This window comes from Sediminivirga luteola, from assembly GCF_014639315.1.
GTDB classification, from domain to species: domain Bacteria; phylum Actinomycetota; class Actinomycetes; order Actinomycetales; family Brevibacteriaceae; genus Sediminivirga; species Sediminivirga luteola.
Window position 1 is genome coordinate 93,806 of sequence record NZ_BMFY01000009.1, and the last position, 13,691, is coordinate 107,496.

The 13,691-nt window shown below is 71.0% G+C and carries 11 protein-coding genes; 5 read left to right on the forward strand and 6 right to left on the reverse strand.

Going from position 1 to position 13,691, the window contains the following annotated elements:
• Positions 1–3: 3 nt before the first annotated feature.
• Together IEW13_RS11040 and hrpA are read right to left on the reverse strand one after the other, a co-directional pair.
• Positions 4–930 (reverse strand): putative RNA methyltransferase, encoded by a 927-nt coding sequence (locus tag IEW13_RS11040; RefSeq protein WP_229745099.1) that lies wholly within the window; start codon positions 928–930, stop codon positions 4–6.
• Positions 927–5,150, reverse strand: a complete 4,224-nt coding sequence (hrpA, locus tag IEW13_RS11045; RefSeq protein WP_188550971.1) for an ATP-dependent RNA helicase HrpA — start codon at positions 5,148–5,150, stop codon at positions 927–929. The genes IEW13_RS11040 and hrpA overlap by 4 nt, the downstream gene beginning before the upstream one ends.
• 272 nt (positions 5,151–5,422) lie before the next feature.
• Here hrpA and IEW13_RS11050 point away from each other — a divergent pair, with 272 nt between their 5' ends.
• Both IEW13_RS11050 and IEW13_RS11055 read left to right on the forward strand, forming a co-directional pair.
• Entirely contained in the window at positions 5,423–6,346 is a 924-nt protein-coding gene (locus IEW13_RS11050) for an AEC family transporter (protein WP_188550972.1), read from the forward strand.
• Between the two features lie 70 nt (positions 6,347–6,416).
• Entirely contained in the window at positions 6,417–7,397 is a 981-nt protein-coding gene (locus IEW13_RS11055) for a TIGR01906 family membrane protein (RefSeq protein ID WP_188550973.1), read from the forward strand.
• Between the two features lie 181 nt (positions 7,398–7,578).
• On the opposite strand, the gene IEW13_RS11060 is transcribed toward IEW13_RS11055, so the two are convergent.
• On the reverse strand, positions 7,579–8,124 hold the full coding sequence (locus IEW13_RS11060; protein ID WP_188550974.1) for a YceI family protein: 546 nt from the start codon (positions 8,122–8,124) through the stop codon (positions 7,579–7,581).
• A 402-nt stretch (positions 8,125–8,526) separates the two neighbouring features.
• Between IEW13_RS11060 and IEW13_RS11065 the strand changes: the two genes are divergently transcribed.
• On the forward strand, positions 8,527–9,495 hold the full coding sequence (locus IEW13_RS11065; protein WP_188550975.1) for a ribosomal RNA small subunit methyltransferase A: 969 nt from the start codon (positions 8,527–8,529) through the stop codon (positions 9,493–9,495).
• Positions 9,496–9,556: 61 nt separating this feature from the next.
• Here IEW13_RS11065 and IEW13_RS11070 read toward each other — a convergent pair whose 3' ends face one another.
• Positions 9,557–10,774 (reverse strand): multidrug effflux MFS transporter, encoded by a 1,218-nt coding sequence (locus IEW13_RS11070; protein ID WP_188550976.1) that lies wholly within the window; start codon positions 10,772–10,774, stop codon positions 9,557–9,559.
• A gap of 124 nt (positions 10,775–10,898) precedes the next feature.
• On the reverse strand, positions 10,899–11,891 hold the full coding sequence (locus IEW13_RS11075) for a DMT family transporter (protein ID WP_268235196.1): 993 nt from the start codon (positions 11,889–11,891) through the stop codon (positions 10,899–10,901).
• A 141-nt stretch (positions 11,892–12,032) separates the two neighbouring features.
• Here IEW13_RS11075 and IEW13_RS11080 point away from each other — a divergent pair, with 141 nt between their 5' ends.
• Positions 12,033–12,389 (forward strand): VOC family protein, encoded by a 357-nt coding sequence (locus IEW13_RS11080; protein ID WP_188550978.1) that lies wholly within the window; start codon positions 12,033–12,035, stop codon positions 12,387–12,389.
• Between the two features lie 114 nt (positions 12,390–12,503).
• Here IEW13_RS11080 and map read toward each other — a convergent pair whose 3' ends face one another.
• Positions 12,504–13,271: a type I methionyl aminopeptidase gene (gene map / locus IEW13_RS11085; RefSeq protein WP_188550979.1), complete on the reverse strand. Its 768-nt coding sequence runs from the start codon at positions 13,269–13,271 to the stop codon at positions 12,504–12,506.
• A gap of 67 nt (positions 13,272–13,338) precedes the next feature.
• On the opposite strand from map, the gene IEW13_RS11090 reads away from it, so the two are divergent.
• Positions 13,339–13,629, forward strand: a complete 291-nt coding sequence (locus IEW13_RS11090) for a helix-turn-helix transcriptional regulator (RefSeq protein ID WP_188550980.1) — start codon at positions 13,339–13,341, stop codon at positions 13,627–13,629.
• Positions 13,630–13,691 lie beyond the last annotated feature (62 nt).

Here is a 13,691-nt window from a genome sequence, read left to right on the forward strand (position 1 = left end):
TCGCTAGCCCCGTCCGGCTGGACAGGCATACGCCGCGACGATGACCTCGGCGGCGACGCCGACGCGGTCCGGCAGCGCGGCGGCGCGGGCGTCCAGCTCCGCATCGGCGGTGTGGAAGGCGCTGGGTCCCATGGCCGCGAGCGCGCGGGCCTCAGCCCGGCTCAGATCCAGGGGCAGGCGCAGCACCTCCCGATGGACTTGCGGGAAGCCGCGCAACTGTGCCGCCAAGCGTGACTCCTTCGCCTCGTCCACCGACACCATGCCCAGCGGGACGATCAGCTCGCGCAGGTGCGCCGGGGTGGGTGTCACCACCAGGAGCCTGCCACCGGGCCGCAGCACCCTCGCCAGTTCCGCCGGGTTGCGCGGCCCGAACACGCTCAGCACCGCATCCAGGCACGCATCGCCCAGCGGCAGCCGGTCCCGCAGATCCGCGCCGATCGCGGCCATCCGCGGATGCTTCCGGGCGGACCGGCGCAGGGCCGCCACCGAGAGGTCCAGGCAGATGCCCGAGGCCTCCGGTAGCGCGTCGAGCACGCCGGCCAGGTGGTGTCCGGTGCCGCCGGCCAGGTCCAGCAGGAGACCCCGGCGCTCCCCCGGCTCCGCCGCGATGGCAGCCCCCGCGGTGGCGCCGGTGGCGGTCGCGAGAACGGCCTCGGTGTCGGTGACGGCTTCACCGGCGAGCGCGGCGAGCCGCGCGGTGATGCCTTCGTAGTGGCCGGCGCCCAGGAACTCTTCGCGGGCGGCGATCATGGCGGGCGTGTCCGCCAGCGGCGCCGGGCGCCCGAATCTGAGGGTCAGGTGCCCCTGGCGCGCCTGGTCGAAGGAGTGCCCGGCCGCGCAGGCTACGCCGCCGGCGCGGGCTTCGAGGTCGCCGCCGCACACCGGGCAGCGCAGCGCCTCGAGCACACCGTCCGGCAGCCTCCGGTTCACCGGGCCTCCTGCAGCGCCTTCTGGATCCGCTGTTCCGAGACCGGCTTGGGCGTGCCGAGTTCCTGCGCGAAGAAGCTGACTCGCAGCTCCTCGATCATCCAGCGCACCTCCACCAGCGCCGGCCCCGGCGGAGTGCCGGGTTTGAGCCGGGATTCCGCCTTCCGCAGGGCCTCCTGCTGGGCGTGCACGCGATCCATCAGGCTCTTGTCCCGCGCCGGGTTCTCCGGGAGCTTGTCCAGTCGGCGCAGGTCCGCCTGGACGTAGCGGGGCAGGTGCTGCAGGCGCTTCCAGCCGGTGGCGGCGACGAACCCGCTGCCGAGCAGACTCGCCTGATGGGCGGAGATGTCCTGCAGCTGCGCCAGCAGGATGAGCGAGGACGCCCTCGAAACACCTTTGGCGACCTCGGCCGCGGCGGCCAGCACGCGGTGGACCAGCCGGACGACGTCCACCGCCTTGTCCAGCAGCTCGTCCCGGACCCGCAACCGCAGCGCCTCGAACTCCTCTCGGCGGCGCAGCTGGATCCGCGGGGAGTCCGGGTCCAGGCCGGATTCGACCATGATCCGGTCCACCGTGGCCAGGGCGCAGTCCGCCAGGACGCCGGCGACGCCGCCCTCCGCGCCCGCGAACACCAGCTTCTCCTGCGTGGTGAGGTAGCCGGCAAGGGTCTTGGAGGGATCCCCGGCACGCAGCAGGAGCAGCCTGCGGGTGCCCGCCCAGGTGGCGCTCGCCGCGGAGTCCTCGCGGTCGAGTACGACCAGGTCGACCGCGCTGCCGCGGTCCACCAGTGCCGGATAGCCCGTGACGGCCCGTCCGGCGCTGTTGCCGGAGAACGTCTCCGGCAGCTCGCTCAGGTCCCAGTCGCGCAGGCCCTCCCGCTCGAAGGCGACGGCGGCGCGGGAAAGGGTCTGCTTCACGGCGGGCGCGTTCTTCGCCTGCAGCGAGGCGAGGTCCTCCCCGGTGGCGATGACGGCACCGGATTCGTCGTGGATCGTGAACCTCAGCCGCAGATGCGCCGGTACCCGGGCGGGGTCGAAGTCCTCCGGATCGACCTGCACGTTCTCACCGTGCCCGCCCTGCGCGCTCCTGGTGGCGGCGTACCGCGTGAGACCGTCCGCCAGCGCCACGCGCAGCTCGCCCCGGTAGGGTTCCAGGCCGTCGAGCACGGCCGCGGCGACGTCCGGTGCCGGCACGAAATGCCGCCGGATCTGTTTGGGCAGCGACCGCAGCCAGGCGGTCGCCAGCTCGTCCCGCAGGCCAGGTACCTGCCAGGAGAACACCTCCGGCTCGAGCTGGTTGAGCAATGCGACCGGGATGTGGACGGTGGCGCCGTCGGCGTCGCTGCCGGGTTCGTGCCGGTAGCTGATCCGGGCCTGGGAACCGTCGGGCATGGGCCAGTGCAGGGGGAAGGCGTCGTCGGCCTCGGCGCCTGGCTCGTCCTCGCCGAGCAGCTGCTCCGGCGTCAGATCCAGCAGGCCGGGGTCCTCCTGCCGCGCTTTCTTCCACCAGGAGTCGAAGTGGCGGCCCGAGACGATGTCCGCGGGCAGCCGTTCGTCGTAGAACTCGTACAGCGCCTGATCGTCGATGAGTCCCCGGCGCCGGGTGCGCGACTCCAGCTCTTCGATGGACTTCAGGACCTCGCGGTTGCGGGCCAGGAACTCGTGCCGGCCGCGCCAGCCGCCCTCGACGATGCCCTCCCGGATGAAGATCTCCCGGGCCAGGACGGGATCGTGCCGGGCCAGCGCGACCCGGCGGCCGGCGATGAGGGTGACGCCGTACAGGCTGGTGCGCTCGTAGGCGCAGGCCTGTCCCTGTTTGCTGGACCAGTGCGGTTCGCTCAGCTGCCGCTTGACCAGGTCGCCGCCGACTTCCTCGACCCATTCCGGTTCGATCCTGGCGTTGGTGCGCGCCCACAGCCGGGAGGTCTCCACGAGCTCGGCGGCGACGATGAGCTGCGGCGGTTTCTTGAACAGCGCGGAGCCGGGGAAGATCGCGAAACGCGTGCCGCGGGCCCCCAGGTACCCCTTCTCGTCCGGGGTCCGGGCGCCGATGTGGGAGAGCATCCCGGCCAGCACGCTGCAGTGCACCGCCTTGCCCAGTGCATGCCCGCCCTGGCGGGCGTTGCCGCGTGCGCTCTTCTGGTCGCCGCGGGCTCCATACTGACCGCCGGCATCAGAGGCAGCACCGCCATCGGCGTCGCTTCCTCCGGCTCCGGCGAAAGTCCACCGCAGCGGTCCCACCTCGACTCCTTCCCCGGAGACCATCGCCTGGAGCTGACCGACGAGGTCCTGCCACTCCCGGATCCGCACATAGTTGAGGAACTCCCTGCGGCACAGCTTGCGGAACTGGGAGGAACCGAGTTCGCGGCGCCGCTCCTGAAGATAGGTCCAGAGGTTCAGCAGGGCGAAGAAATCGCTGTCGGGATCGTCGAAACGCCGGTGCAGGCCCTTGGCCTCGGCCTGGTTCTCCAGCGGCCGTTCCCGGGGGTCCTGGATGGACAGCGCGGCGACGATGACGATGGCTTCGGCCGCCACGCCCCGTTCCGCGCCGGCCAGGATGATCCCGGCGAGCCTGGGATCCAGCGGAATGCGGGAGATGCGCCGGCCCCGCTTGGACAGGTGATTCCGCCCGTCTTTGCCCGTCACCAGGGCGCCGAGCTCGCCCAGCAGCTGGCGGCCGTCGCGGATCGCGCGGGCGCTGGGCGGGGTGAGGAACGGGAACGACTCGATCGCCGCATCGTCGTCGGCGAAGCCCAGCGAGGCCATCGTCAGGACGACGTTGGCCAGATTCGTCCGCAGGATCTCCGGATCGGTGAACCGGTCGCGGGACAGGTAGTCCTCCTCGGAGTACAGCCGGATGCAGATACCGTCGCTGGTACGGCCGCAGCGGCCTTTACGCTGATCGGCGCTGGCCTGGGAGATCGGTTCGATGGGCAGGCGCTGCACCTTGGTGCGGGTGGAGAACCGGGAGATGCGCGCCGTGCCGGGATCGATCACGTACTTGATCCCGGGCACCGTCACGGAGGTCTCCGCGACGTTCGTGGCCAGGACGATCCGGGGCCTGGCGCCGGGGGTGAAGATCCGGTGCTGCTCGGCGGCGGAGAGCCGGGAGAACATCGGCAGCACCTCGTACCGGGAGGCCTTGGGCCCGAGCCCCGGCAGCCAGCCTTCGAGCGCCTCTTTGGTGTCGCGGATCTCCCGCTCTCCGGAGAGGAAGACGAGGATATCGCCGGGCGGCTCGGCCAGCAGCTCGCGGACGGCGTCGAGGATGCCCTCGAGCTGATCGCGGTCATCGGAGCGCTCCCCCTTGGACTGGGACACGGCGCGCCCGAGCTCCGGGTCCCCCGCCTCATCGGCGTCCGGGTCCGCGCCGCCGTGAGCCGTCTGATCGGCGGCCAGCGGCCGGTAGCGGACCTCCACCGGATATGTGCGCCCGGAGACCTCTAGGACCGGGGCGTCGCCGAAGTGCGCGGCGAACTGGTGCGGATTGATCGTGGCGGAGGTGATGATCAGCTTCAGGTCCGGCCGCTTGGGCAGGATGGTCTTCAGGTAGCCCAGGAGGAAGTCGATGTTGAGGCTGCGTTCGTGTGCCTCGTCGATGATGATCGTGTCGTAGGCACGCAGCAGCGGATCGTGCTGGATCTCGGCCAGCAGGATGCCGTCGGTCATCACCTTCACCCGGGTCTCGGGCTTCACATCGGCCTGGAAGCGGACCTGATGGCCCACAGCGGTTCCCGGTACGGTGCCCAGTTCCTCTGCGATGCGCTCGGAGACGGTGCGGGCGGCGATGCGCCGCGGCTGGGTGTGCCCGATCATCCCGTCGACGCCCCGGCCCAGGGCCAGGCAGATCTTGGGCAGCTGGGTGGTCTTGCCCGAACCGGTCTCGCCGGCGATGACCACGACCTGGTGGTCGCGGATGGCGGCCGCGATCTCGTCCCGGACGGCGCTGACGGGAAGCTCGGGCGGGAACTGAGGGTGCAGTTCCACCGCGGCACGGGCCTGCCGGAGTCGTTCACGTTGCTGCCGACGCTGGCCGCCGTCCTGGCGGTCACCGTGCCGCTTGTTGCCCGGCCCGCCCTGCGAGCCCCGGCGGCGACCGCGGGAGCGTGCGCGCTTGGGCCGGCCGGAAGCGCCGGCCGAGCGTTGTTCCGGACTGCGTTCTGGACGCTGTTCCGGGCCTTGTTCCGGACGCTGGCTGGGAGCGGGTTCGGGTGCGGAGGACATCCCCTCCAGCCTACTCGGACGCGGAGACTGGCTAGAGTGTGTGAGGGCGCCCGCGCAGACGGACCCGGCCCGGGCAGGCACGTACGCACCGGCGGGGGCCTGTCTGGATCGGACGGCGGCCGCGGTGCGAACGACGGCCGGGGTGCAAGCAGTGCGGTTCAGGTGGCGCGCCACCAGTGTTGCTGTGGCGCGGGCGGTCCGGATCGCGCTGGATCATGACCGCAAGGGCCGGATCATGGCGGCAAGGAAGGGGATTCGAGAGTGGCGCGGGCGTGCTAGGGGTACTGGAGGGCTTCGGTGTCATCGGCGTCGTGATCTTCGTCGGCTTCCTGCTCGGCCGGCTCGACATCCTCGGCGACACCGGTCAGCAGGCTCTCGCCCGGCTGATCTTCTACGCGGCGACCCCGGCTCTGCTGTTCACCACCATCGCCGAGTCCCCCATCGACCGGACCTTCTCCTCCGCCCTGCTGGCGACCGGCGGGACGGCGCTGTTCCTCGGGGTGGTCTTCGCCCTCCTCTCCCGCTTCGTCTTCAAGCGCAGCACCGGCGTGGCGGTCATCGGCGGATGGGCGGTCTCCTACGTCAACATCGGCAATCTGGGCCTCCCGATCGCGGCATATGTCCTGCAGGACGTGGGCTACGTGGCGCCGGTCCTGATGTTCCAGCTGGTCGTGCTCGCCCCCATCGGCATCGCGGTGCTGGACGCGCAGGGCGCCAAGGCCGGAACCGCCTGGTGGCGGAAGCTGTTGAAGATACTGGGGAACCCCCTGCTGATCGGCTCCGCCGCGGGCGTCGCCTGCTCCGCGACGGGATACCGGCCACCGACGGTGCTGTACGAGCCCATCTCCCTGATCGCCGGGATCTCGGTGCCGGCGGCGCTCATCGTCTTCGGTTTCTCCCTGCGCAACGGATGGAAGATCCCGCCGCGGGACGCCCACGCCGAGCTCGGGCTGGTGATGCTCTTCAAGCTCATCCTGCACCCGTTCCTGGCATGGCTGGTGGGCGGGCCGCTGCTGGGGTACTCGGGCCTGGACCTGTTCGCCATCGTGCTCACCTCAGCCCTGCCCACCGCCCAGAATGTCTACATCTACGCGCTGCGCTATCAGCGCGGCACGGCCCTGGCCAGGGACGCCGTCTTCCTGACCACCTTCACCTCGATCGCCGTGATCATCGGGGTCGCCATGCTGCTGGGCTGAGGTCCGCTTGTGGCGGTCTTCCCCGCGTGTCAGGCTCCCTTCGGCGCGCCCGGCGCGGGACAATGGGCACGTGGCTGATCAGAACGAGAACCCGAACGCCGACATGCTGTCCCGCCGGATGCGATCCGGGCGGAGACGGCAGGAGTCCGACGCCGAGCAGACGCAGGCGATGGACCCGGCGGACCTGCCGAGCGCTCCCGCCGCCGGCTCCGGGGCCTCCCCTGCCTCCGGGCCGGCTCCCGCCGCATCGTCGGGCCGTCCTTCGATGATCAGCGAGGAGGAGTGGGCGCTCATCAACGGCACCGCTCCGGCCGCTGAGCCCAGGGACCCGGAGGATCCGGTGCGCGCCGTCGAGGTGCCCAGGGGCCGGCAGGAAAGCCGCTGGGGCGCGCTGGGCGTCATCGGTACCATCTGGATCGCGCTGACCGTGCCGTTCGTGCTGGCTGCCGTCGCGGTGCGCGCCGTCGCCTCGCCGCTGTTCCTGCGGTTCGAGTACTTCTGGCGCCCCGGTTTCCCCGCCGACGAGTACGGCTGGTCCGCCGAGGAACGCCAGCACTACGCCTCGTACGTCCTGGGCTACCTGCACAACTTCGACGGCAGCCGGTACCTCGCCGATGTGGTCCTTCCCAGCGGCCAGCCGGTCTTCCTCACCGAGGAGATCGCGCATATGCAGGACGTGAAGTTCCTGATCAGCCTGCTCTACCTGATCGCGATCGTGATGGGCGTCGTCGCGGTGATCTTCATGCTGCTGCTCTCCCGCTCCAGCGCGGTGGGCGTCCGTCCGGGGCTGTTCTGGGGCAGCCTGCTGACGCTGCTAGGCTTCGCCGCGCTCGGCGTGCTGGGCGCGCTGGACTTCGATGCGTTCTTCACCGGTTTCCACCAGGTCTTCTTCGATGCGGGCACCTGGCAGTTCTATGTGGACGATGCGCTGATCCGGCTCTTCCCGCAGACCTTCTGGGTGGACGCCGGCATCGCCGCAGCCGCCATCGTGCTGATCGTCGCGATCACCCTGCTGCTGCTGAATCTGCCACGCCGCCGACGCCGGCACTGACGGATCCGGGGTCGCTGGCGCTTGGCACTGGCGCCGGTGGCACTGACGCGGCGGCCTCGCCGTCGTCAGCGGGCTTCCGGCCCTCGTGCTGGGCAGCGCGATGAACGAGGCCCCTGTCTCTCACGCCGTGAGCGACAGGGGCCTCGTTCGTTCAGTCGTGCAGATGCGCCGGGCTTGCGCCTCAGCCCTGCTTGACGACGGAGATCTCGACCTCCAGGGTCACCTTCTCGCCGACCAGCAGGCCACCGGTCTCCAGCGGAGCATTCCAGGTGATGCCGTAGTCGCGACGGTCGATCACCAGGGAGCCCTCGAAGCCGGCACGGGTGGCGCCGAAGGGATCGACGGCCTCGCCGCCGTACTCGAAGGGGATCGTCACGGACTTGGTGACGCCCTTGATCGTCAGATCACCGGTGACCTCGAGGGTGTCCCCCTTGGCCTGCACAGCGGTGGAGACGAAGGTGATCTCCGGATAGGTCTCCGGATCGAAGAAATCATTGGTACGCAGGTGGCCGTCACGCTGCTCGTTGTTGGTGTCGATGCTGGCCACCGTGACGTTCACCTTCACCGACGACTCGGCGAGGTTCTCCCCGGCTGCGACGATCTCGCCGGAGAACTCATTGAACTGGCCCCGCACCTTGGAGATCGCCGCGTGGCGGGTGACGAAACCGATGCGGGAGTGGGTCGGATCGATCTGGTAGTCGCCCCGGAGGTCGGCGAGTGCAGTCATGGTTCCTCTTTCCTCGGTTGATGTGTGCTGCCACAACTCTATGCAGAAATAGATGCAAACGCAAGAAGTCTGCGTGCTCCATGATACTCGCGGTGCGGTGGTCCTGCTACAGTGAGCGTCATGGCAGGAATCATTCTCATGGCCGGGCTCGGCCAGCAGCACGCGATGCGGCCCCGTCGCGCCTGACTCGGCGCCGACGCACCCGCCGATCCTTTTCGGATCCGCTTTCGCGCTGACCGCGCCGAGACCTCCGACCTCTCGTCAGACGAGTGACTCGGAGCCGGCCGACGTACCCTGCCTCCTGCAGGCGCCCGGTGGCGAGCTTGTCACCACTCCCCCGGTCCGTCCATTTCCGCCGTTCCTCTCCGAGCACTCCCGTACCGCGATCACGGAGTGCCTCCCTTGTCATCACGATCCAGCCGTTCCCTGCACGGCGGCCGGCACGAACTCGGCCAGAACTTCCTGCACCACCGCCCCACCATCGACCTCATCCTGGAACTCGTCCGCCGGACGGATGGTCCGCTGCTGGAGCTTGGCGCCGGCGACGGCGCGCTCACGGTGCCGCTGTCCCGTCTGGGCCGGCCTCTCACCGCGGTGGAGCTGGACGAGCACCGCGCGGCCCGGCTTGCCCGGCGGCTGCCGGAGGTCCGGGTCCTGCAGCGCGATGCCCTGCGCGTCCGGCTGGACGCCGAGACCATCGTCGGCAACGTTCCCTTCCACCTGACCACACCCATTCTGCGCCGGCTGCTAGAGCACGGCGGCCCGCCTAGAAGCGCGCACGCCACCGGTCGCGATCAAGGCAGCCAGAGAAGCGGCGATCGCCCCCGCGGCGACGACCGCCGGCACGGCGACGGCTGGCGCGATGCGCTGCTGCTGGTGCAATGGGAAGTCGCCCGTAAGCGCGCCGGCGTGGGCGGCGGCACCCTGATGGGCGCCCTTGCCGCGCCGTGGTTCGAGTTCGCCCTGCACGGCAGGGTGCCGGCGAGCGGTTTCCGCCCGATGCCCAGCGTCGACGGCGGCGTCTTAAGCATCCACCGCCGCGAGTCGCCCCTGCTTCCGGCATCCGAGCGGCGAGGGTACGAGGCTTTCGTCCGCGCGGCGTTCACCGGCCGCGGTCGCGGCCTGGCGCAGATCCTCGGACGCGTTTCAGACCGGCAGCACGCAGGCACCGGCGGAACATCCCGGCCACCGGGCGCACCGCACGACCGGACACGTGAGCCCGCACGCCCCGGCGCGCGGCCACGCGGGGCCGGCCCCCGGGAGCCGGCACTGGTTCGCACGGCGCTGCGCGCGGCGGGCATCGGCCCTCAGGCGCTTCCGCGCGATCTCGCTCCCGCGCAGTGGGTCATGCTGTGGCAGCGGCTGAGCTAGCCGCCGACTGCACCCGCCTGATGCCGTGCCCGCGGCATCAGGCGGGCGCTGTCTGGGCACCTCAGGTCCGGGCCCGGCGCCCGGCCATCAGGTAGAACACGAACCCGACGGCTGCCATCGCCCCGCAGCCGGTCATCACGGCCGCGGTGGCCAGGCCGTCGTTGCCGAGCACGCCGACCAGCGGCGTCACCGCGGCACCGAGGCCGAACTGCGCCGCGCCGAGCACGGCTGCGGCGGTTCCGGCGGCCTCGCCGTGACGGGACAGCGCCAGCGCCGTGACATTGGGGACGGTGAGCGAGACACCGGCGAGCATGCAGAACAGCGGCAGCATGAACCAGGCGATCCCCTCGGCGCCAGCGGCCTGCGCCGCCACAAGCGCCAGCCCAGCGACGCAGATGAGGCCCAGAGCGCCGGCGATGATCCTCTCCGGCGCGATCCGCCTCAGCAGTGGCGGGTTCAGCTGCGCTCCGCCGATCAGCACGAGGCCGGCGGCGCCGAAGACCAATGCGTACTGCAGTTCGCCCAGGCCGTACTGGCGCTGGAAGACGAACGAGGAACCGGCGATGTATCCGAAGAGGCAGCCGAACGCGAGTCCCACCACCACGATCAGCAGGATGAAGCGGCCATCGCCGAGCACCGCCCGGTAGCCCCGGAGCGCTTGTCCCGGCCCGGAGCGCCGCCGCTGCGGGGGCAGCGTCTCCGGCAGCGCGATGACAGCGAGCAGGATCAGCATCGCCCCGGCGACCGCCAGCACCGCGAAGATCCACCGCCACGAGCCGGCCAGCAGCACCACGCCGCCCAGGGAGGGCGCCAGCACCGGGGCCGCGCCCATCACCAGCATCAGCCGGGATATCACGACGGCGGCGGCGCTGCCGGCGGAGACATCGCGCACCACAGCCATGGCCACGACCGTCGCCGCGGCGGCGCCGACGCCCTGCAGAACGCGCAGCACGCCGAGCACGGTGATGTCCCAGGCGAGCACGGCAAGACCGGACGCCACCACGTGCAAGGCGATGCCGAGGATGAGCGGAAGCCGGCGCCCGGCCGCATCGGAGAGGGGACCGATCAGGAGTTGCCCGGCGGCGAGGCCCAGCAGCGTCCCGGTCAGCGTCAGCTGCACCAGCGTCCCGCTGGCCGAGAGGTCCTCGGCGATGGCGGGGAAAGCGGGCAGGTACATATCGATGGTGAGCGGGCCCAGGGCGACGAGCGCGCCGAGGATCAGGATGAGGCCGGCGGTCATCGGCCGGGTGGTGCCGGCCGGCTGCGCGGTGGAGGTCATCGGGCTCCGTTCCGGAACATGCCCGCCGGGGGCGTCGTATCGGGGATCATGTCTCAAGCATGCCCTGGAGGCGGGCCGCTTCGAGCCAGCGGGGTCCCTCGCAAGGACACGGCTGGCCCGCGGCTCAGCCGAGCGCGACGAGCACGATGCCGCAGGCCACCACGGCGGCGCCGAGGATCCTCGGCGCCGGCTCCTTCTCCTTGAACAGCCACCACGCCAGCAGGGCGCCGATCACGATCGAGGATTCCCGCAGCGGCGCCACCAGCGCGACCGAGGCATGCTGAAGTGCATAGAGCACCAGCACGTACGCACCGGGCGAAAGCACAGAGACGATGAGGACGGGGCGGCGATCCGCGCGCCAGGTGGGATGCACCGCCGCCCGGCGCCTGATCACCCAGGGAAGCATGAGCAACGACTGCGCCGTGCATGCCGCGGCGAAGTAGATCAGCGGCGGCACGCCCAGCGCGGTGACGGAGAAGTCGTCCCACAGCGTATACGCGGCGATCCCGGTACCTGCGAGGGTGCCGTACAGCAACCCCGCGCCCAGGCCCGGCGAGGGGTGCAGCAGCCCGCGGCCGGTGACCACGAGGATCCCGCCGACGGCGAGCAGACCGCCCAGCAGCGCGAGGGCCGGGGGCCGCTCCCCCAGCAGCAGGACCGCGACGAGCACGGAGAGCACCGGCCCGACCCCGCGGGCCACCGGGTAGACGATGCCCAGGTCCGCGTGCCGGTAGCCCAGCTGCAGCAGCACCGAATAGGCGATGTGGAAGACCGCTGTGACCGCTGGCGCGAGGACCGTCTCCCAGCCCGGGACGTGGCCCTGGGCGAGCATCAGCCAGCACGCCAGCGGCACGCACAACAGGGCCGAACCCGTGAAGTACATCCAGACGAAGACGGCGGCGTCGCCGCGGACCCGTTTGGCGGCGAGGTTCCATGCCGCGTGCAGGACCGCGGCCGTGAGAACCATCCCCAGCGCCGCGGGAGTCATGCCGGACCTTCCTTCACCGGCGCCCTGCTCCCCGTTGAGGCTGTCGAGCGCCTCGCGCATCACATCGGCGTGGCCGTTGTGACGGGCGTGCTCCTCGATCATCCACCGGAGCCGCGTGCGCAGGCGCACCTGGGCCGTCGTCGTTCATGGGCTCAGCGTATGCGCCAGGGAGCCCTGGGAATGCGGCGGGTGGCGTGAGAGGGCCGATGCGATCCGAGAAGGCACATGTGCGGGGTTCCCCTGCCGGGCACGGGATGAAAGGATTCGCATATGAACATCACCCAGCGCATCATCGTCCTCGACGCGGCGGACATCGATGCGGAGAGCCGCTTCTGGGCCTCCGTACTCGGCGGCACGGTGGACGCCGCCGACGACGACTGGCACCGCGTCCACGCCGGCGACGAGTACGTCCTGGCGGTCCAGCTCGCCCCCGACCACGTGCCGCCGCAGTGGCCGGAGGGCACACCGCCCCAGCAGATCCACCTCGATCTCCACGTCGACGACATCGGCGCCGCCCACGAGGAGGTTCTCGCCGCCGGCGCCACGCTGCTCAAGCGTGGCTCCGAGGACGAGAGGTTCCACGTCTACGCCGATCCCGCGGGGCATCCGTTCTGCCTGTGCTGGTAAGCCCGACGCCAGTTGTGGGCGGTGTCCGCTACGGCCGCGCGCCTAAGGCCGGCAGGTCGGGCATCGCATAGCTGCATGCCCGGCGCCTGAGCCCTCCTCACCAGAGCCGCGCCCCTAAGGCAGGGTGAGGATCTCGGCGCCGTCCTCGGTGATCGCGATGGTGTGCTCGCTGTGGGCGGTCAGGCAGCCGGTCGCGCTGCGCAGGGTCCACCCGTCGGGGTCGGTGACCAGGGTAGCGGTGTCCGCCATCACCCACGGTTCCAGCGCCAGCAGCAGCCCCGGGCGCAGTGTGTACCCGCGGCCGGCCCGGCCGGTGTTGGGCACATGCGGGTCCTGGTGCATCGTCGACCCGATGCCGTGACCGCCGAACTCGGTATTCACCGGGTAGCCGGCCCCGGTGAGGACCGCGCCGATCGCGTGGGAGACGTCGCCCAGGCGCACGCCGGGGCCGGCAGCGGCGATGCCCGCCCGCAGCGCCCGCTCGGTCGTGTCGATCAGCTCGGCGCCGCCTGGAGGCTCCGCCTCGCCGACGAGGAAGCTGATGGCCGAGTCGGCGGCGATGCCGTCTTTCAGGACGGCCAGGTCCAGGGTCAGCAGATCGCCGTCGGCGAGTTCGTAGTCGCGGGGTTTGCCGTGCAGCACCGCGTCGTTGACGGACGTGCAGATGTAGTGGCCGAAAGGACCGCGCCCGAAGGCCGGGGCGTAGTCGACGTAACAGGATCGCCCACCGCCTTCCGCGATCATCTCCGCCGTCCAGCGGTCGATCTGAAGCAGGTTGGTGCCGGGAGCTACGCGCTGCCGCAGGGTCCGGAGGATATGCGCGACGAGCGCGCCGGCACCCCGTGCCCTGCGGAGTTCGGCCGGGGTCAGGATCTCGATCATGCGGCGGGTCCTTCTCGGGAGACCAATATCTATACCGGCCATACTATCCCGGTATTAGAATCGGCTCATGGTCAGGTTGCCACTCACCGCCGCCGAGGTCGAGCGCGGCCGGCGGCTCGGTGCGCTGCTCCGGCGGGCTCGCGGGGATCGCCCGATGCTGGACGTCGCGCTCGCGGCACGCGTCTCACCGGAGACTCTGCGGAAGATCGAGTCCGGCCGGGTCGCCACGCCAGCCTTTCCCACCGTCGCCGCCATCGCCGGCGTCCTCGGGCTGTCGCTCGACGCGGTGTGGGCGGAGATCAACGCGACCGCGCACGAACCGGTACCTGCCGGAGGGCATCAGCGACGAGCGCGGTGAGACCCCGGCGCCGCGGACGGCGGAGGCGACCGGCGGCCCAGCGACCGTTCCCCTGCAGGACC